Origin of the sequence: Allobosea sp. BE125 (assembly GCF_031456075.1) — a bacterium.
Classification (GTDB): Bacteria; Pseudomonadota; Alphaproteobacteria; order Rhizobiales; family Beijerinckiaceae; genus Allobosea.
The window spans coordinates 131,387-148,870 of sequence record NZ_JAVDTY010000011.1 but is presented as its reverse complement, the minus strand read 5'-3'; the positions used below and the strand labels follow the sequence as shown (position 1 = coordinate 148,870).

14 protein-coding genes are annotated in these 17,484 nt (G+C 55.4%); 7 read left to right on the top strand and 7 right to left on the bottom strand.

Going from position 1 to position 17,484, the window contains the following annotated elements; all coding sequences use genetic code 11:
* Window positions 1-66: 66 nt before the first annotated feature.
* The 3 genes from J2Y55_RS22870 to J2Y55_RS22860 form a co-directional block, all read right to left on the bottom strand.
* Window positions 67-981: a LysR family transcriptional regulator gene (locus J2Y55_RS22870; RefSeq protein ID WP_310158242.1), complete on the bottom strand. Its 915-nt coding sequence runs from the start codon at window positions 979-981 to the stop codon at window positions 67-69.
* 216 nt (window positions 982-1,197) lie between these two features.
* Window positions 1,198-1,647 carry a Ros/MucR family transcriptional regulator gene (locus J2Y55_RS22865; protein WP_069688922.1) on the bottom strand — a complete coding sequence of 150 codons (450 nt, stop codon included), beginning with the start codon at window positions 1,645-1,647 and terminating at the stop codon, window positions 1,198-1,200.
* Between the two features lie 513 nt (window positions 1,648-2,160).
* Window positions 2,161-2,565, bottom strand: coding sequence for a hypothetical protein (locus J2Y55_RS22860; protein ID WP_310158241.1), 405 nt, complete (start codon window positions 2,563-2,565; stop codon window positions 2,161-2,163).
* On the opposite strand from J2Y55_RS22860, the gene J2Y55_RS22855 reads away from it, so the two are divergent.
* Window positions 2,558-3,838 (top strand): relaxase/mobilization nuclease domain-containing protein, encoded by a 1,281-nt coding sequence (locus tag J2Y55_RS22855; protein ID WP_310158240.1) that lies wholly within the window; start codon window positions 2,558-2,560, stop codon window positions 3,836-3,838. The two genes, J2Y55_RS22860 and J2Y55_RS22855, sit on opposite strands and share 8 nt — an antisense overlap.
* 935 nt (window positions 3,839-4,773) lie before the next feature.
* Here J2Y55_RS22855 and J2Y55_RS22850 read toward each other — a convergent pair.
* Window positions 4,774-5,628, bottom strand: coding sequence for a hypothetical protein (locus J2Y55_RS22850; RefSeq protein WP_310158239.1), 855 nt, complete (start codon window positions 5,626-5,628; stop codon window positions 4,774-4,776).
* 106 nt (window positions 5,629-5,734) lie between these two features.
* Window positions 5,735-5,974 carry a hypothetical protein gene (locus J2Y55_RS22845; RefSeq protein WP_310158238.1) on the bottom strand — a complete coding sequence of 80 codons (240 nt, stop codon included), beginning with the start codon at window positions 5,972-5,974 and terminating at the stop codon, window positions 5,735-5,737.
* 271 nt (window positions 5,975-6,245) lie between these two features.
* Between J2Y55_RS22845 and J2Y55_RS22840 the strand changes: the two genes are divergently transcribed.
* The 3 genes from J2Y55_RS22840 to J2Y55_RS22830 all read left to right on the top strand — a co-directional run bounded on the left by J2Y55_RS22840 (window position 6,246) and on the right by J2Y55_RS22830 (window position 8,567).
* Window positions 6,246-6,824 carry a helix-turn-helix domain-containing protein gene (locus tag J2Y55_RS22840; RefSeq protein ID WP_310158237.1) on the top strand — a complete coding sequence of 193 codons (579 nt, stop codon included), beginning with the start codon at window positions 6,246-6,248 and terminating at the stop codon, window positions 6,822-6,824.
* On the top strand, window positions 6,817-8,040 hold the full coding sequence (locus tag J2Y55_RS22835) for a type II toxin-antitoxin system HipA family toxin (protein WP_310158236.1): 1,224 nt from the start codon (window positions 6,817-6,819) through the stop codon (window positions 8,038-8,040). Before J2Y55_RS22840 ends, J2Y55_RS22835 begins: the two co-directional genes overlap by 8 nt.
* Before the next feature lie 74 nt (window positions 8,041-8,114).
* A complete protein-coding gene (locus J2Y55_RS22830; RefSeq protein ID WP_310158235.1) occupies window positions 8,115-8,567 on the top strand; it encodes a hypothetical protein in 453 nt (150 codons plus the stop codon).
* Between the two features lie 128 nt (window positions 8,568-8,695).
* Here the strand turns inward: J2Y55_RS22830 and J2Y55_RS22825 are convergent, their stop codons facing one another.
* Both J2Y55_RS22825 and J2Y55_RS30145 read right to left on the bottom strand, forming a co-directional pair.
* Window positions 8,696-9,208 (bottom strand): hypothetical protein, encoded by a 513-nt coding sequence (locus J2Y55_RS22825; protein WP_310158233.1) that lies wholly within the window; start codon window positions 9,206-9,208, stop codon window positions 8,696-8,698.
* Between the two features lie 25 nt (window positions 9,209-9,233).
* Entirely contained in the window at window positions 9,234-9,608 is a 375-nt protein-coding gene (locus J2Y55_RS30145) for a L,D-transpeptidase (protein WP_404979011.1), read from the bottom strand.
* Window positions 9,609-9,929: 321 nt separating this feature from the next.
* On the opposite strand from J2Y55_RS30145, the gene J2Y55_RS22820 reads away from it, so the two are divergent.
* From J2Y55_RS22820 to J2Y55_RS22810, 3 genes are all read left to right on the top strand, one after another.
* Window positions 9,930-11,396 carry a PIN domain-containing protein gene (locus J2Y55_RS22820; protein ID WP_310158232.1) on the top strand — a complete coding sequence of 489 codons (1,467 nt, stop codon included), beginning with the start codon at window positions 9,930-9,932 and terminating at the stop codon, window positions 11,394-11,396.
* Between the two features lie 208 nt (window positions 11,397-11,604).
* On the top strand, window positions 11,605-13,170 hold the full coding sequence (locus J2Y55_RS22815; protein WP_310158231.1) for a hypothetical protein: 1,566 nt from the start codon (window positions 11,605-11,607) through the stop codon (window positions 13,168-13,170).
* A gap of 91 nt (window positions 13,171-13,261) precedes the next feature.
* Window positions 13,262-17,326 carry an NACHT domain-containing protein gene (locus J2Y55_RS22810; protein WP_310158230.1) on the top strand — a complete coding sequence of 1,355 codons (4,065 nt, stop codon included), beginning with the start codon at window positions 13,262-13,264 and terminating at the stop codon, window positions 17,324-17,326.
* Window positions 17,327-17,484: the final 158 nt, after the last annotated feature.

The following is a 17,484-nucleotide window of genomic DNA, read 5'->3' as shown; positions in this document are numbered from 1 at the left end:
ATCTTTGCTTATCGGGACGTTCTGCGTCGCAGCATAATTTCAACCCCGAAAATCGATAGGCTTCGACTATCGGATAATCGGCCGTCGCGGCAGCGCGGCCTCGGCGACGGCGCGCGACATCATCAGAAGGTTCCTGGCCAGCGGCGCGAAGGGCTGGCGGTCGGCGACAATCAGGCCGATCGTGCGCTGCGCCTCGGGCTCGACCAGCGGCAGGGCCTTGGTGCCCAGGGGCACGCCGAAGAACTCCAGCAATTGTAGCGAGACGATGCTGGAGACGCCCTGGATGCCGGCATGCGAGCACAGATTGAAGATCGAATTGGTCTCGATCGCCGGCCTCGGCGCGAGCCCGACGGAGCGGAAGATGCCGTCGATGATGCGCCGGTTCTGCATATCGGAGGTCAGCAGGCAGAGTTTGAGCTCGCCCGCTTCGGCCCAGGAGATGGTCTCATGGCCGCCGAGCGGGCCGTCCTCGCGCGTCAGCAGCACGTAGGATTCCTGGTAGATCGGTTTCGAGATCACCCGGTCGAGCGGCTCGTTGTCGAGATAGGTCAGGCCGACATCGAGCTCGAAATTGTCGATCCGATCCTGGATCTCGTTCGAGGTCAGCGACAATACAGTCAAGGAGACAGCCGGATAGCGCGAGGAGAACGGCGCGGTGATATGGGCGATCATCGGCAGGGCGGTCGGGATCGCACCCAATCTGATGCGGCCGCTGACGCCCTCCTTCAGTTCCGCGATCGATTCCTTCATCAGATCGGCTTCGGCAAGGATGCGCCTTGCATGAGCGAGCACGACCTCGCCCTCCTTGGTCAATCCCTGGAAGCGCCGCCCGCGCTCGACGATCAGAACGCCGAGCTCCTCCTCGAGCTGGACGATGGCCGCCGACAAGGTCGGCTGCGAGACATGGCAGGCCTCGGCCGCCCGGCGGAAATGCTTCTCGCGGGCCAGCGCATCGAGATAGATCAACTGACGGATGATCATGGCGGCGGAAGAGCCCGGCTGGGTTGACGGCGCGACAAGCAGAAACTGGCGCGCACCCAAGAGCTACTGTGCCGGCGCGTGAACAGGCAAGCGCGCCGGCGTAGTCGCTTGCCGGCGCAGACCGGAGCGCCGGATCTCCAAAACAAAACGCCGCGCGAAGAGCGCGGCGTCCGTATCCGACAACGGGCTTTCGCGGGTTCCCGCGAAAGCAACCGATCAGGCCGGGACCTTCTTGCTGCGACGGGCCGGCTGGGTGGAACGCGCGGCGGCGGCCTTGCGGCCAAGGCCCATCGTCTTGGCCAGGGCAGAGCGCGCCTCGGCATAGTTCGGCGCGACCATCGGATAATCCGCCGGCAGGCCCCATTTCGTGCGGTATTCGGCCGGCGTCATGCCGTAGGAGACGCCGAGATGCCGCTTCATCGACTTGAACGCCTTGCCGTCCTCCAGGCAGATGATGGCATCGGGCGTCACGGACTTCTTGATCGGCACGGCCGGCACGAGCGGCCCTGCGGGAGCGGCAGCCGGCTCCTCGCCGAGACCGGCCAGGGCGGCATGAGTGCTGGCGATCAAGCCCGGCAGATCGGCGCGCGGAACATTGTTATGCGCGACATAGGCCGCGACGACCATCGCTGAGAGGCCAATAAGCGCTTCGCTATCGTCGGACATTCTTCGACCTTAGACTTGAGACAATAAACGACAATATTGCTCTACATCAAGGCAGAAGCAAGGCCTTATAGAGAAGCCGGCATCTTTAGCTGCCCGAAAACTCTAGCCGCAAATGCAGATCGCCCAACGAAGGAGCAACCTGCTAGCACAGAACGCCGTTACCCACAGCGACACCACCAACGAGCCGGAAATACAGCGCCATTTGCGCGCGCCAACGATGAAACAGGGATGAGCCGAAGCATTGGACGAGGGCTTTGCCCAAGAGGCAGCCTGCTGCCTGCGCTGGCGCCTGGACATCCACCAGGCCTTTCGACGATCTACCGGAAAGGCCTTGTGGAGCTGATCCACAACCCGCTTACTCTGCTCTTCCAAGCGATAGGTGTCAAGCCCATACAGCCCCCGAAATTCGACCTCTAATCGTTTGTCGGAACACGGGAATTTGTCGGCTTGATGCTCGTCCGGAAACGGCGGGACATGGACTCCGAAGAGCAGCCAAACAGGAAAACAGCCGTGCTACGCACGGCCGTCGTTAAGCGCGTAGCTCCGATAGACCGAGAACCAACAAGGCCATTTGCCGTAAGGCTGACCGAGGGAGAACGGAACCGCCTTATCGCGGAAGCTGGAAGGCGAACCCTCGGAGAGTATGTCCGAACCCGTCTTTTCGACGGTGATAATTACCCGCGCCGGTGGCAGATGCCCACGACCGATGCCCGGCAACTCGCCCACGTGCTGGCGATGCTCGGACAATCCGACCTGGCGCCGATGCTCCGCGAAATGCTTCAAGCCGCTCGTGTCGGCGCGCTTCCCGTCGATCAGGAAACGCAAGAAGTGATTCGGTCTGCCTGCAACGCGACGCTCGAAATCCGCCGATGCCTGATGGTTGCCCTCGGCCTGATAGAGGGAGCCGGCGATGATCATTAAAGCGTCGCAGCGAGCGGGAGGCAAAGCCCTCGCCGTGCATCTCCTTCGCGACGACGAGAACGATCACGTCCACGTTCATGAGGTGCGCGGCTTCATGGCGGACGATGTCGTGGGCGCATTCCGAGAAGCCTATGCCATCAGCAAGGGCACGAAGTGTCGCCAGTTCCTGTTCTCGTGCAGCTTCAATCCGCCGGAAGGCGAGACGGCCACCGTCGCCGATTTCGAGCGCGCTATCGCGACGGTCGAGGAGCGCGTCGGGCTGAAAAATCTGCCACGCGTCGTCGTCTTCCATGAAAAAAATGGAAGAAGGCACGCGCACTGTGTGTGGTCCAGGATCAAAGCTGCCGAGATGCGCGCGGTGAACCTGCCGCACTTCAAAGTGAAGCTGCGCGATATCACGCGCGATCTGTTCATCGAGCATGGCTGGAAAATGCCGCGCGGGCTGGTGAACAGTGAGGAGCGGAATCCGCTGAACTTCTCGCGCGCCGAATGGCAGCAGGCCAAGCGAATCAATCGTGATCCGAGGACCATCAAGGCAATCTTTCAGGATTGTTGGGCGGTTTCGGATTCGGGAAAGGCTTTTGTCCAGGCGATGGAAGCGCGGGGATATTATCTCGCCAGAGGTGACCGCCGGAGCTTCGTCGCGATCGATCATACGGGCGAGGTCTTTGCGATTGCCCGCTGGGCCAATGTCAAAACGAAAGAGGTCAACGCCCGGCTCGGCGATCCGGAACATTTTCCGAGCGTCGACGAGGTGAAAGCGCTTCTCGCCGAGAAAGTGACGGAGAAACTCAAACGCTTCACGATCGAGGCCAAAGGCGAATTCAACCAGGCCCGGCTTGGCCTACAGGAGCAGAAACGAAAGCTGGTCGCCTGGCAGCGCCACGAGCGCAAGATTTTGATGGAGCTGCAAGCTGTCCGGCAGATCGAAGAGGGGCGCGTCAGATATGAGCGTTTCAGCAGGGGATTACTGAAGGGGATCTGGGATCGTATCACCGGCAAACACGCGGCAATCCGTCAGCAAAATGAATTCGAGTTAGCGGCTGCGCTGGAGCGCGACGCCGCTGACAGGCAGGCGCTGATTGAACGTCAGCTGAATGAACGTCGCGCTTTGCATTGCCAGATCAAAGACCATGAACAGCGCCTCGACACTGAGCTCGTTGCTCTTCACAGTCAGCCCGCAGTTTTGGTGAAGCGCTTTGTCGTGGTTGAAGACACCAATGTCGAAAAGCGAGTGCGCCAACTCCGCAGCCGAAATATTTCCCCATAATCTAGTTCGCGTCGCGCTGATCGCATCGTAGACGCTTGGGACTTGTGCGTTGGATCAATAGGATTAAATTATAATTCAGACAAATTAAATAAAAGGCCCCCAAAAATGGGGGCCAAGTATCATGTCGCCTATTTTTGATGTTTTATCATTATAAATATTTCGGCGACGACGTATGCTGTCAAGAAGAGCGACGCGAGTTGGATGAAATGTTCTCCACCGACTGGGAGGAAGGGCGGCCGAAATACCTTTTCCCAAACGATTAAAGCAACCTCCGACGTTGCCGCTATTCTGAAGGGCATCAGGACTAGCAACATTTTGGCCTCCATTTGTATGAAGGCCCGCTGCCAATAGAGAACGCGGGCTTCTTTCTCCATCAACATTGACATAATTGCAGCAGGTAAGCAGCATGTCAAACATTACTTTTAATGACAACGCGCCATACGTTTGCGCCGGACTGACCTGGCGTCGGCGTGCGGGCGTATGCGCACGCTCCGCACGGGCGCCGATGACCGTGTCGCTGGAGCCGAACCAGCGCGGGAGCCCCACTTCGTTCCTGACTAACTCGTCGATGGTCACCTCCGACAACGGCACGGAGCCGACGATCAATGCCGTGCTGGGCTGGGTCGAAAGGACCTACGTCGAATGTCATTGCATGGCACGGTGCAAGCCGGTGCAGAATGCGTTCGTCGAGAGCCTCAAGGCTGCCTCGCGACGAGTGTCTGAACGAGTATGCGTCCCATTCGCTATCGGAAGCGCGCCGGATCGTCGAAGTGTTGCGGATCGACGACAACACCGTCAGATCGCCTTCGAGCCTCGGTGGCCTAGCGCCGACTTTTTTCCCAAACCGGCTCTCGCAAGAGAGCCAATCTAAATTCTGACCTAACTTCTGACCGGCGGGAAAACGATGAGTACAACAATAGGCCGCAACTTCACGGTTACGGCTCCACCTCATCAGATGGTGACTGCCAGCCCAGCGTCACATTTTGTTCCTGAAGCTTTGCCGCCAACTTGAGATGCGAAGCACTGCTGCGATTCAGAACATATTTGTTAACTTGAGCTCCAAATGGATCGTTAGGATTTCTTAAATTCCATTGAGCGTACGCATAATATAACTTTGGGTCGACCTTACGAATAGCACCCCATGTTAGGTTTTTATCAAAATAGGACTGATAGACTCTTAGTATGAAAACCGCAGGAGTTTCACGATTTTTCGCAGATTTGCCTTGCCAATATTCAGTCGGTTTAATACTCTCCTCAATAACAGGAAGTTTATAATTGCCACTTATCGAGATAACCAATTTAGAAAGGCCGGCTGCATTGAATATTTCTCTCAAAAGAGCAATGCGTTCCGCATCATTTTTGCAAGTTAAGGCAAATGCTTCATTTAAATCCAACGCAGTCTTCTGAATCGCAAATTCTCTTTGTATATCTTCCCGATCTTCAATCACAAATGGCCTAACGCTACCGTATTTTTTAATTTGAAACAAAGCTTTACAAATGAAAAAAGCCTTGTAAACACCTTTTTGTAAGATGCTGTTTTTGTTACGAAATCTGGTAAGTGTCATTATAGAATTAAGTAATATTATCTCTGATCGATAGAGAAACTTGAATAGATTTCCTAAATCGTCGGCTGTATTATCCGAGGAAATGTCCTCAACGCTTGGGATAACCACCATGTTTCGGAGCGCAGCGCGCGCATCCTGGAGCGCCTGTGTTCGAGCTTCTTGAGAATCGCGCTCGTCGGTCAACAGCAACGATGACAGCGCAGCCGAATCGAACTGATTTGACATCAAAACCTCCGTATCACCGACTATCTCACTAACATATGACGTTTGGTGTCAACGAAATGGAATGATCTACAAACAGTGATTTTAAGGCAATTTGACGCCTCAATTTTTAGGAGGAAACAAGTCCGGCATCCAGCGATCCGCATACTTCGCAGGGAAAGCCGGCAGCAGGGCTACGGGTCGTCTCGGAGCTGATCACGCCGGCATCAGGGAGACTGGCGCGATCAGACATCAGAATGAAACAGAGCTTGCCGCCGCGCTCCTGCGTGATCACGCTGAGCAGCGGTAGCAGCTGATCGATCGCCAGCCGGCAGAGCGCAGATCGCTCCATCGCCAGATCCACGATCATGAGAAACGTCTGGAACTGGAGCTGGTATCGCTTCAGGCTTCTGCAGAGAGAAAGGTCGATGCGCCCTTTCGGCAGTGGGTGCCGGAGGCAGATTTTCAGGGGCGACGCCAACGACGGCGGGATTTGGCGCCTTGATGGTCGTACACATAGATTGATCAGTATCCTGATCGAGACTTAGATATTATCAGAATTCTGATCACTCATTGACGAGCGCCACGGTTTCTGATATTATATTCTGATAATAATCGAAAAACGATACGGTATTCTAATCATGTCCTATTTGGGCGAAGACGTCATAAGCGCACTCCACGAAGCTCGCCAAGCTGCGGGCCTGAGTCAGCGCGCACTGAGCGGCAAAGCCGGCCTTTCCCAAAGCCATATCTCGCAGATCGAGAGCGGCATGCTCGAACCGGGACTATCGAAGCTGATTCAGATCGCACGCGCCCTTGATCTCGAACTGATGCTCGTGCCTAGAAAGATGGTGCCCGCCATCAAAAACATTACGGCCTCATCGGGACCTGAGCGTGAATCTCCGACCTTTGCCTTGAAGGAGATCGAGCGCGCAGAACGCATCCTGAAAAAGCAGCTTGCATTGCATGGAACAAGCGTGTCGCTTGATCGGGCGTTTGAGGCCCTTCGCTTTTTTCGCCACGCACCCGTAACACCCGCCGATGTCAAAGCCATCAGCGATGGTGCCGACCATCTAAAACACAATCGGGACAGCCGCTACAGCGCACAAATTCTACACAGCCTTGCTTATGAGTGGATGCTGAGGAGGAACCGCCTCGCGCATGGCGTAAGCGAAGAGCCGCGCCCTGCCTATGCCAGCGACGAGGACGACGATGCCTGATGTCTCCGTTCTCGATGTCCGGCTTTATGATCGCTCGGTCGGTAGCCTGACGCTGCTTCCCGGCGACCGGACTGTCTTCGCTTTCAATGAGGATTACGTCGCGGACGAGAACCGGCCGACGCTCAGCCTCTCCTTCAAGGATGATCTCGGCGGGTTGATCACCAAGCTGCGGCCAACCCAGCGCGTCGTTCCGCCCTTCTTTTCAAACCTGCTGCCCGAAGGCCCCTTGCGCAAATATCTGGCTGAACGCGCAAGCGTGAACCAGCAGCGCGAGTTCTTCCTGCTCTGGGCGCTCGGCAAGGATCTGCCCGGCGCTCTTTCGATCCATCCGGGCGATGGCGAGGCCATGCCGCCCGAGGCCGCTGAGGCGCTTGATCAGGCGCGCGGCAACAACGCCCTGCGATTTTCGCTGGCCGGCGTGCAGCTCAAATTCTCCGCCTTTCAGAACAAGGGGAAGGCTGGCGGCCTGACGATTCCGGCAGAGGGCGTTGGCGGCTCCTGGATCGTAAAACTGCCGTCGCAGCAATTTGCGGGCGTTCCCGAAAACGAATTCTCGATGATGACGGTCGCTAGCATGATGGGCATGGACGTGCCTGAGATCAGGCTGATGGATCTCGCCGAGATCGGCAACATGCCGGACGGACTTGGCGAGCTGCGTGGCCAGGCTCTCGCGATCAAACGCTTCGACCGGACGGAAAATGGTCCGGTGCATATCGAGGACTTCGCGCAGGTGTTCGGCGTGTTCCCCGACCACAAGTACGAAAAGCGCAGCTACCGCAGCATCGCCGAGGTCCTCGCGATCGAGACGACGGACGCAGATGTAGCCGAGTATTTCCGGCGCCTCGTGTTCAGCACGCTCATCGGCAATGCCGACATGCACCTCAAAAACTGGTCGCTGATTTATCCGGACCGGCGCACGCCGATGCTCGCGCCGGCATACGACCTCCTTTCGACGATCCCCTACATCAAGGACGATAGCGCCGCCTTGAACTATGCGCGCACGAGGAAGATGGCCGAGCTGTCGGTCGACGAACTCCGCTACATGGCCGCCAAAGCGCTCCTGCCCGAAAAGCTCGTCGTCTCTACAGCGCTTGAAACTGTCGATCGCTTCCGAACCGTCTGGGATCAAGAGAAGGCAAATCTGCCCTTGGCGGCCAACGTCATTGAAGCTGTCGAGCAGCATTTGACGACGCTCTCAATCGCACAGAAGGCATAGCAATTACACAACCCATCATGTTCAACGGCATAGCTGGAATGGTGATGCACCTAGTGACCAAAGCGGAGTCGAAGATGCGCCTTGCAATCGCTCTGTGCGCGACGTTCTTTTCTTTCACCACTCACGCCGAGACGCGCTTCATGAATCTGAGCGCCGAGACGGTGGGTGGGCGCTGCGTTCTGACCGACGCCGGCGGCATCTATGTGTTTCACGCGGATGGCCGCTACGAAGCCAAGACGATCAGTGGACGATATCAACGCGCGCAATGGTCGCTTGCTTGGGGAAAAATCATCAGGATCACCTTCAAAAACGGTGAAACCGCGGATTTCAATTCGTTCAAAGTCGACGGCGAAGCAAGAATCGGAATTGTTAGCAAGCACGGTTCCAGAAAGCACAAGGTAACCGATATCTTGCCCGAAGCATCGCCAGGCTGCGACGTCAGAGCCGCGGGCGCCACAAATAGACCAGCAACTGCCGCTGGCAGAATACCACGCGTCGTTCGCCGAAACACAAGAGATATCGAATGACGCTGCTACGGATTGGGTTCGTGCGCATCGCAATCGGCCCTTCCGCGGTCAGGATCGAGCAAACTCCCAATACCCGCGTCGATAGCGATCGCTATCTGACGCTCTGATATGCTCATAACGGTAGCCGTCTAGCGTGCACCCTTTGTTCGGCAACCCTGCGATAAACGCTCTAGTGAGATGGCAGGGAGATCTAGCTCATAGCTTTTACCAGAATTCTCCGATCGCCCTACAACAGGAAATTTTTGCTTAGAGAGGTAAAACTGCCAGATTCCGGTATTCATTTCTGGTCCAAATTCAATATCAATGTCGATGCGAGAAGCTTTATTTGCAATCGAGGCTTCTATTTCGGACAGCGGCCTTAAAGACCAAAACGTAGATATGCTTGAGATAATCCGATAAAAATCACCATTAGACTTGCAGGTTGTGATTTTGTTTTCTTTTTTCTGCGTAATTTTAAACGATTTACTTCCAGGTAATCGGCTCGCGACGATATGCAGTCCGTCCCTGGACATCTTAATTTCAGTGACGGCAGCCGGATCGAAGGCAAGGATTTCCTCACGGCGCTCTGCCGATTTTGCATCTCGGTGCACAACACCCAGCGCCGTCAAACAGACAAAAATAAATAAAACAGATAGCCTCATAGAAACAGAGCCTTGAATCACGAAATTAAGTTACTGATACTAACGTTCTAACTGGAGCCCAATCAAACAATTTCTTAGCGTCGGGTTCTTTTAATCTAACACAACCGTGAGATCCGAACCAATCACTGGCCTTCTGTTTCAATATTCTGGTCATATCGAATCCAGGCATGTGGTATTGGTGAATGGCTTTTCCATCCTGCGTGAAAAACAATGCGTAGTGCATTTTTACGCCGTAGGACTTACTGACATGATCTTTGTGTTTCCACATTACGTGAAAGATACCTTTATTAGTTGGATGCGCGGAATCCCCACTGATACAATCAAATTCAAAGATAAGTTTATTGCTGTCGAGCGCGCGGAGCCGTTGAGCCATCAAGTTAACCTCAATTCGCTTCGACATCGCTCTGTCTCTCAATGCTGCGCGCACAAATTCGGAAAGGCGGCATCGTTCAAGTCGACAACCTTAGGTCAACATCCAATCGCATTTCTCACTGAGATAAAAGATCAATCTGCTAGAGGATGAAGAACCAGCACCCGGCGATCCACAAATTAGATAGACAGCCAAATTTTGCCGATTTTCTGGCCGTTGTCTTGGCCGGTTGCCGGACACAGCAGAATGAATTCAACCCTCTGGATCGCCCAGCAATGCCCACCAAGCTTAGCGAGAACGCCTGTTAATTAAATTCTCGACAGGCGAGGCATGGCCCAACATGATACGCAGATGAATAAGAATCGGCTACATCTGTTCCCTGATACGAATTTGTTTATTCAATGCAATGAACTCAAAACTCTCCCGTGGGCTGCCCTGGGTGAGTTCGATGAGATCGAGCTGATCATTGCTCGTCCAATCCAGAAGGAAATCGACCGCCAGAAGGGGAGCGGGAACGGACGATTGGGCCGCCGTGCGCGCCGTGCGGCTGGAGTCCTGCGCGACGTTATTACCAACGATCTTGTGCCAATCGTCGTTCGCGAAAACGCCCCTCGCGTGACATTGGCGCTCCAGATCGCGTTGAAGCCCAACCCTGAGCTCGCCGACAGACTGGATTATTCAGAGCCTGACGATGCCTTAGTGGGGATCGCGCATAGCTTCTCCGAAGGTAACCCTGGCAAGAAGGTCGCTGTATTGACCCATGACGGCGGGGTGATGGCTTCTGCCGTCACAGCGCAGATCCGGCACATAGCTATTCCCGAAAACTGGCTTTCCCCGCCTGAGGATACGAAAGTCGATAAAGAGCTGAAGGCCGCGCAAGCCGAAGTAGTGCGGCTTCGCAATGCGGAGCCGCAATTCCTGATCGAATGCGTCAACCAAACGGGAGCGCTCGTTGAAGCGCTCTCTTTCGAACAGCACATAATTCCGCAGCTCACCGAACGCCAAATACAGGCTCTTCTCGATCGGGCTCGCAGGCGCTTCCCCAAGAAGACGGATTTCTCCAGCAAAAGTCCCAGCTCGGCAATCTCCAGCGACGGAGGCCTTCGACTTGAACTTCTGCGAGGTTTATCCACTCCGCCGGACCAGGCGGATATCGACAAGTATCACAAAGCGTACGAAATTTGGGAAAGTGAGCTGACGGCCTCGCTCGAAAAAATCCATGTTCGGGTAGAGCGGACTAGATCGCGATTTTCATTCACGTTCCGCGCACGAAACATAGGGACTCGGCCGGCAACGGAAGCACTCGTTGAGATGCAGGCACGCGATCCGCTTCTTATTCGTCGCCCCCAAAGGGACAAAGATAGCGGGGATGAGACGACTGATGATCATCTTCCATTGCCGCCAAGCCCCCCGAAGTATCGCCCGCTGGGAACTCTCGCTCTGATCCGGGACATCCAGCGCTTGAAAAATTTCGATATAGCGCCGAGATTTGATCCAATGCTCCTTGGGCATGGACCAAAGGCGCGTGATCCGGAGCTATTTTACTACAAGGGAGGATTTTCGGAGCTCGCCGACACCAGCTTGCGTCTTGAATGCGCGCTTTGGCGACACGGTGTAGAGGCAGAAAGCTTCTCGGGTTCAATCGAACTTGATGGCTGCGCTGATGCGCGCGGCTCTATCCAGTTTCGGATTCGCGCCAGTAATTTGACCGATAGCCCGGTGCTCACGGTTCCCGTCGAAATACGAGCGGTGGAGTCTTCCGCCTACGAGCATGCAGCTATGCTGGTGGATGTACTCAAGGCCGCGCCGCCGGAGTGATTCTGCCCGGATCTCCCTGGTCATGGCGGTGTTGGGGGTCAGGAACGCGCCGCTGACCCGTGATGCACCGGCCGATCGCTGCACTGCGTTGGTTTGGCTCACCATCAGTCCTTCTAGAATAGCCTCTGTTTAGCGAATCACATAATCGGGTCTGGCGGATACTTGCGCAATTTTAATTGCGTGGCGCCACCTATAGAAAGGTCGAACCATGCTTGGAGAAAGCGACGAGATTGGCAATCCGCTAAACAGCGATGAACTCGGCGAAAAAGGCGAAAGCACCTTCAAGACTATTTGCGCCGATGCTCGGTTGATCTGCAACTCAGCTACGCGCGACCGTGCCGGCTGGGACTTTCTCGTGGAGTTTCCCCTTGGCCGCGAGCAACCTGTCACGCTCGACAAGCGCGAGAATCCGATTTCATGCCTCTTTCAGCAGAAAACGATGTGGGATCACAACGACCGCATCAAATTCCGTCTCTCGTCGCTTGAACGGCTGGCCAAGGACTCGCGCCCCTCGTTCGTCTACGTTCTCAAGGTGAGCAAGGAGAGCTTGCAGCCGACAAGTGCCTATCTCATCCATATGCACGGCGACGTGCTTGCGAAAATTCTGAAGAAGCTGCGCCTGGAAGAGGCTGCCGACCGGCTTGCCGTAAACCACGCCGAAATCTACCTCTCTGCGAGTGAGGCTGGCATTGTTCTTACGCCGGATGGCGCGGCCCTGAAGACGGCTATTCAGGCGGCAATTGGATCGAATATGGCCGCCTATGAGGCGGCAAAACGGAACGAGCTGCGCTCCCTGGGCTACGAGCCCTTTGCGCGCGAGATGAAGGTCACCTTCACTGTAAAGGACAAGGACGCGCTCACGAATATCCTCCTTGGGCAAACCAAGGCGGCTGTCGACGACATGCGCACTTTCGAGACGCGCTTCGGGATTAAGCTCGAGACTGGAGATCTCACTGGCGTGCACGCGATCCGGTTTCAGCCGTTTCCGTTCGACAGCTGCGAGGTCGTTGTCCGGCGTGACAAATTCTCAGAACCAGCGACGTTCAAGGGGCACATCTACATGCCGCCCAAGGTACAGGGTGCCGACTTCGCGGCTCGCATCGTGACTGATATGTTCGAAGTGAATTTCCGGGGCACTCAATTCAGCCTGAACACAACGGAGGTCACGCTCGATCTCCCTGTCCTAACACCATCGGTCTGGCGCAAGTACTTTCTGTTGGCCGACGCTTTGTCGGCTGGTGCCGCCGTCATGGAAATTCGCCCAGGCAATCGTGCAGTCAGATCCATGAAGCACGTGATGAACGGCAAAGTGGAAATTGACCGACAAGAGCTTGAGATTGGACTGGAAACAAGTCCAAGGCTCACAACGCTAATCGGGCGGGTTGGGGCGAGCGAGGAGCCGTCGCTTAGCCGCGCCCAACTTGTTTTGCAGGAAGAGTATATCGCGTCAGCCCACGCGATCGTCAGCGGCAAGAGCGTGACGCCGCTATGTTTCAGCGTGGCAGAAGACGCCGCTCACCAGCTTGGGCAAGAGATGCGGGGCTTACACGTGAACTATGTGAGCTTCGAGAAGGACTTCCTGGTATGGGCGGCGGATGTCGTATTCGAGCGATCGGCGGAGTCACCAAACAAATTCACCGCGAAAGAGCTCACATTTCGCGAGATAGCGATAATCAAGCCCGAGACCTACGCCAAATATCTTGATGAGCTGCGGGACGAGGCTAAAGCTGAGATCGTAATGTCCCGGGAATTGGACAACGAAGCGACAAATTGACCAAGCGTGGCGGAACTGATCGGCAGAATGAAGTGAGTATAAGGCAGAGGCTATAATAGAGCGATTTTCTCATTAGGCATATATTGTATCCATGCAGCCTGACTACATTCCCCGCATGCTCGATCACGGCGAAGGTTTAATCGCCGAAGAGGAATTGCTGGTCCGTCACAGTGTCATTGTCGTTCTTGCTGAGCCGGGAGCAGGGAAAACCGAGCTCTTACGAAGCCTTGCAGAACGACTGATGGTCGAGCCGTGCAGGGCCAGTTTGTTCAGGCACCGCACCATTTTCGCGTCTCTTGGCGCTTTGGTGGTAGACGCACTGGATGAAGTAGCGAGAACCGGCCAAACCGCCATTGACGAGGTCATTGTTAAGGCAAGAGAAACACAAGCCGCCAAGGTCATCTTCTCATCGCGGTCGAGCGAGTGGGACAAAGCCCGGACCCAACTCGTGAAGGAGTGCTTTGGCCAAGACCCAGCTATCATTCGCCTGCAGCCATTCAATGATGACGAGCAGCAAGTCATCTTTCAGTCACACCTGCCTGGCGAGGATTTTTCGTCGTTTCACGGCGAGGCAGCTCGTTTTGAACTGCTGCCGCTTCTAGGTAATCCGCAATTTCTCAAGCTGTTCGCCGACGCTTATGTGCAAGGCGGCAGGCGGTTCGCTTCAAAAAAGCAGATATTTGTCGATGCCGTTGAACGGCTGGCTTCTGAACGAAGCACATCTGATTGGCAGCGTGATCGCCCGCCGACTGCAGCTATCGTTTCCTTGGCCGATGAGATCTTCGCAAAATTGATGCTCAGCGGTGCAAGCGGTGTCTCGGTCGTGGACGAGAGCGACGCTGACTTTCCCTACTTAAATACGCTAAGCGCTGTCGACACCGCCCGCTCGCGTTTCGCACTAAATACTCGCCTGTTCAAACCTGCGAATGAACCGAGCCACCACGAACCCGTACACCGTATTGTCGCCGAGTATTGCGCAGCCCGGCATTTAGCACGGCAGGTCAGCGATCCGACCAGTCTGTTGTCCCTTCGCCGGCTGATGTCGGTGATTGCGCCAAACGGTGTCGTTCGCGACGAACTTAGGGGCTTGTTGGGCTGGATGGCTGCGCTGGGCAACGCCGCTTTGCAAGAAGTCTGCATCCAAGCCGATCCCTATGCCGTTCTAGCTAACGGAGACCCCTCGCAGCTCACAGCGGCGTCAAAGAGGCTGCTCCTGAGGCGACTGAAAGAGCTTGCGGAGATAGACCCTCACTTCCGGCGAAGTGACGCGTGGCGCCGCTTTAGCGTCGCAGGCTTTTTCAGCTTAGACATGGTCGAGGAATTGCGTGAGCTGCTCGGCAGCGGAAGCCGCCACCATGAATTGCGTGATCTCATCCTTGAACTGCTAGAGGGATCGGCCGTCGCTCCCTTGCTGATCGATGCCTTGCAGACGCTGGCCTTGGACAAGGATGCAGATCGATATAGCCGTTTTCGCGCACTGCGCCTTTTCGCAGGCATTGAAGGGCACGACATTGGAGCGGGGCTATCGGGTCTCATTAAGAATCAGGACCGTGCTTCGCTCCGGCTTGCGCTGGAAATGGCCGAAGAGGTTGATGTTGCCGCGCTTGACGAACAGACTCTTTTCGACCTCCTGGAACAAGCCGGAAGCTTAGGTCGACGCCGCGCTCGTCGAGCAGGCGAAGATATGGATACTGATTTCCATATCCGTTATCACGTCAAAGAGGTCATCAACAAATTAGAGCTGCCCGCTACGGTATATTTACTGAATACGCTGACGAATAATTTGACGTGTACATGTGGCAAGAAAAGCTCGTACACGTGTGAATGCCTGCCGGGGCCGAGCAAGATTGTCGGATCTCTGCTGGACCGATACTTCACGCTTGAACAATCAGCTCATGACCCAATGCAAATCTGGGGCTGGATCAAGCCGCTGGTCTTTTCCGGGAACAGCAAGCTGCGAAACAGTCAATCGGTGGTGGCTCTGAGAGAGAATCACGAACTCCGCCGGGCAATTCAACGTCTCGCTTTTTACGATAAACCCACCAAGGAAGAGATTTGGGACGCCAGGTCGCAATTCTGGAGTGGAACCAGCCACGCTGGACTACGAATCGATTATGCCGATGTAATGGAAATCAACGATCATGCTTTTAGGACTGCCAACGTGGCGCTTTGGGAAAGCTTTTATCACAGACATGACTATTACGCGCAGGAACGAAAGCCAGATGAATATAGACATCGATTGAGGCAACAGGCGCAGGATAACCCCACGCTCTTACGGGCGTGGTCAAAACTGGAGCGGGCAGTCCGTGTCACAGCGAGGCGCGAGCCCGTCCACTGGACTAGATACAATAGGAAGTGGAAAGAACGAGAAGAGCGAAATCAACAAAAGCAAAAGAACTTCTATCGGAACAATCGAACAGAAATCGAAGCTGGGAAGAACTGGAGAGCAGTCCGGGAGTTGGCTGATTTTTATCTCCTTCAGCCTGAGAAACTGACTGAATTTCTCGATGACATCGGGATGGCCGATAGAGCTCTATTAAATTCTTTCGAGATGCTTGGCCCATTTGTGCCATCACTTGGAAAATTAGTTAAAAAACGCCTTGCTGTGACGCGGGTGCTGCATGCGGCTTGCCTGGCAACATATCGTGCAAATGGAAGCCTCGACGGAATCGGCGACGAGATCTTGCGAGCAGTAAAGACGGATAGTCTAGGTTATCCCGGCGTTCCAAAAGAGGAAGCAGCAACGTTCGAGTCGGCGATCGATCGACGGCTATTCCCGAGCCCTGCACATGCTGAGGCTTACGCTCGCGAATTTATCGAGCCTCAACTCATCAGGAGTAACGACGCAGTTACGGATGTCAGCTGGCTCGATCACGAAGAAGCGTTTAAGCCTCTTCGACAGACATTGGCATTGGAATGGCTGATCCGATTTCCCGCCATGCCTCAGACCGCGCGTGAAACGCTATTCGGCATCTGCGCAAAACACGCCGATCGGCAGCAACTTAACAAGCTGATTGATGCTCGATGTGCGCAATTCATTACGCCCGATCAGGATTTGCCCGGAGCATCGCCAGAGCGAGCATTTTGGTTTCTGCGAGCACTGTTTTTCTTGCCGTCACCTGTACCCGACATCTGGGATTTTTTTGCGGGCGATGCTCAGACCATTTTCAGTATCGAGCACCGCGCCGGGCGTTGGGGGCGTGACGAAGCGGTGGGCTGGCCGCCGCTGTCGGCTGAAAAGGTCTATCGTGTCCTAAGCGCATATGTGGATGCCTGGCCTAAGGTCCATCTGCCGAGCAGCCACGGAACAGGGTCTCCGCCAGGCGAGACGGCTTATCGGTTTCTGACCGAAGTCATATACGCGATCTCTAGGGACGATCCTACTCGCGCTGTGCCGGTGCTCGATCGAATGTTGGCGGATACCCGCTTCGCCAACTTCTACACCGACGCGCTGGGCCTCAAAGCGCAAGCGCTTCGGAAGAGCGCGCATCAAAGCTTTCGACCGCCGTCGCCGGGAGCCGTCGTCAATCTCCTGGACAACAATGGACTGGCGACCGTTGAGGATTTGCGAGCCTTCCTCATCGAAGAGCTCCGCGCATATCAAGCATGGCTGCGCCACGCCGAAACCAACCCCCTCGATGTCTTTTACCCTGGAGGCAGGCGGCTTCAAGAGAATGACGCGCGCAATAGGATCGTCGAAGATATCTCAGCGCGCCTGAGCAGCCGAAATCTCCTGGTCACCATCGAGCACCACATGGCGGACGCCAATCGCTGCGATATTACCGTTGCGGCGATGATTGACGGGCGAAGACACTTGTTGGTCATTGAAGTAAAGGGTCAGTGGCATTCCGAGCTATTCTCTGCTGCGGCAACCCAGCTTCATGATCGGTACAGTGTCCATCCGGATGCAGCGATGCAGGGTATCTATCTGGTGTTATGGGTTGGTGGAGACGAAACCATTGCAGGCCGCCGCGACCCAGCGATTTTCACGGCCGAGAAGCTTGCCGCAACGATCGATGCTGGAATGCCGGCGGAGTTGCGAAACGCTATTGATGTTTTCGCTTTGGATCTGTCTCGGCGCGAAAGCGGCGAGACGCATCCGAAGCGCCAGCGCTCAAAAAAGATTAAGGCGACATCAAACGCGCTGACGAGCTAACCCTGAGTGGGCTCGCATCCAACGGCATCGCCGGGAACGCTGTCATTCGCGATCGGAGCAGGTTCTCGGGACGATCGCCATTGAGACAGTCAGCATGCGCTCAACTCACAGTATTGGAAGCGGCATTCGGGCGAACCGATTTCCGGCATGCAAAGAGT

What these genes read in the sequence shown, in the direction of transcription:
- J2Y55_RS22815 (WP_310158231.1), top strand. Translation starts at nt 11,605, where the DNA reads ATGCTTGGAGAAAGCGACGAGATTGGCAATCCGCTAAACAGCGATGAA.
- J2Y55_RS22830 (WP_310158235.1), top strand. Translation starts at nt 8,115, where the DNA reads ATGCGCCTTGCAATCGCTCTGTGCGCGACGTTCTTTTCTTTCACCACT.
- J2Y55_RS22840 (WP_310158237.1), top strand. Translation starts at nt 6,246, where the DNA reads ATGTCCTATTTGGGCGAAGACGTCATAAGCGCACTCCACGAAGCTCGC.
- J2Y55_RS22825 (WP_310158233.1), bottom strand. Translation starts at nt 9,208, where the DNA reads ATGAGGCTATCTGTTTTATTTATTTTTGTCTGTTTGACGGCGCTGGGT.
- J2Y55_RS22850 (WP_310158239.1), bottom strand. Translation starts at nt 5,628, where the DNA reads ATGTCAAATCAGTTCGATTCGGCTGCGCTGTCATCGTTGCTGTTGACC.
- J2Y55_RS22845 (WP_310158238.1), bottom strand. Translation starts at nt 5,974, where the DNA reads ATGATCGTGGATCTGGCGATGGAGCGATCTGCGCTCTGCCGGCTGGCG.
- J2Y55_RS22870 (WP_310158242.1), bottom strand. Translation starts at nt 981, where the DNA reads ATGATCATCCGTCAGTTGATCTATCTCGATGCGCTGGCCCGCGAGAAG.
- J2Y55_RS30145 (WP_404979011.1), bottom strand. Translation starts at nt 9,608, where the DNA reads ATGTCGAAGCGAATTGAGGTTAACTTGATGGCTCAACGGCTCCGCGCG.
- J2Y55_RS22860 (WP_310158241.1), bottom strand. Translation starts at nt 2,565, where the DNA reads ATGATCATCGCCGGCTCCCTCTATCAGGCCGAGGGCAACCATCAGGCA.
- J2Y55_RS22835 (WP_310158236.1), top strand. Translation starts at nt 6,817, where the DNA reads ATGCCTGATGTCTCCGTTCTCGATGTCCGGCTTTATGATCGCTCGGTC.
- J2Y55_RS22820 (WP_310158232.1), top strand. Translation starts at nt 9,930, where the DNA reads ATGAATAAGAATCGGCTACATCTGTTCCCTGATACGAATTTGTTTATT.
- J2Y55_RS22855 (WP_310158240.1), top strand. Translation starts at nt 2,558, where the DNA reads ATGATCATTAAAGCGTCGCAGCGAGCGGGAGGCAAAGCCCTCGCCGTG.
- J2Y55_RS22865 (WP_069688922.1), bottom strand. Translation starts at nt 1,647, where the DNA reads ATGTCCGACGATAGCGAAGCGCTTATTGGCCTCTCAGCGATGGTCGTC.
- J2Y55_RS22810 (WP_310158230.1), top strand. Translation starts at nt 13,262, where the DNA reads ATGCAGCCTGACTACATTCCCCGCATGCTCGATCACGGCGAAGGTTTA.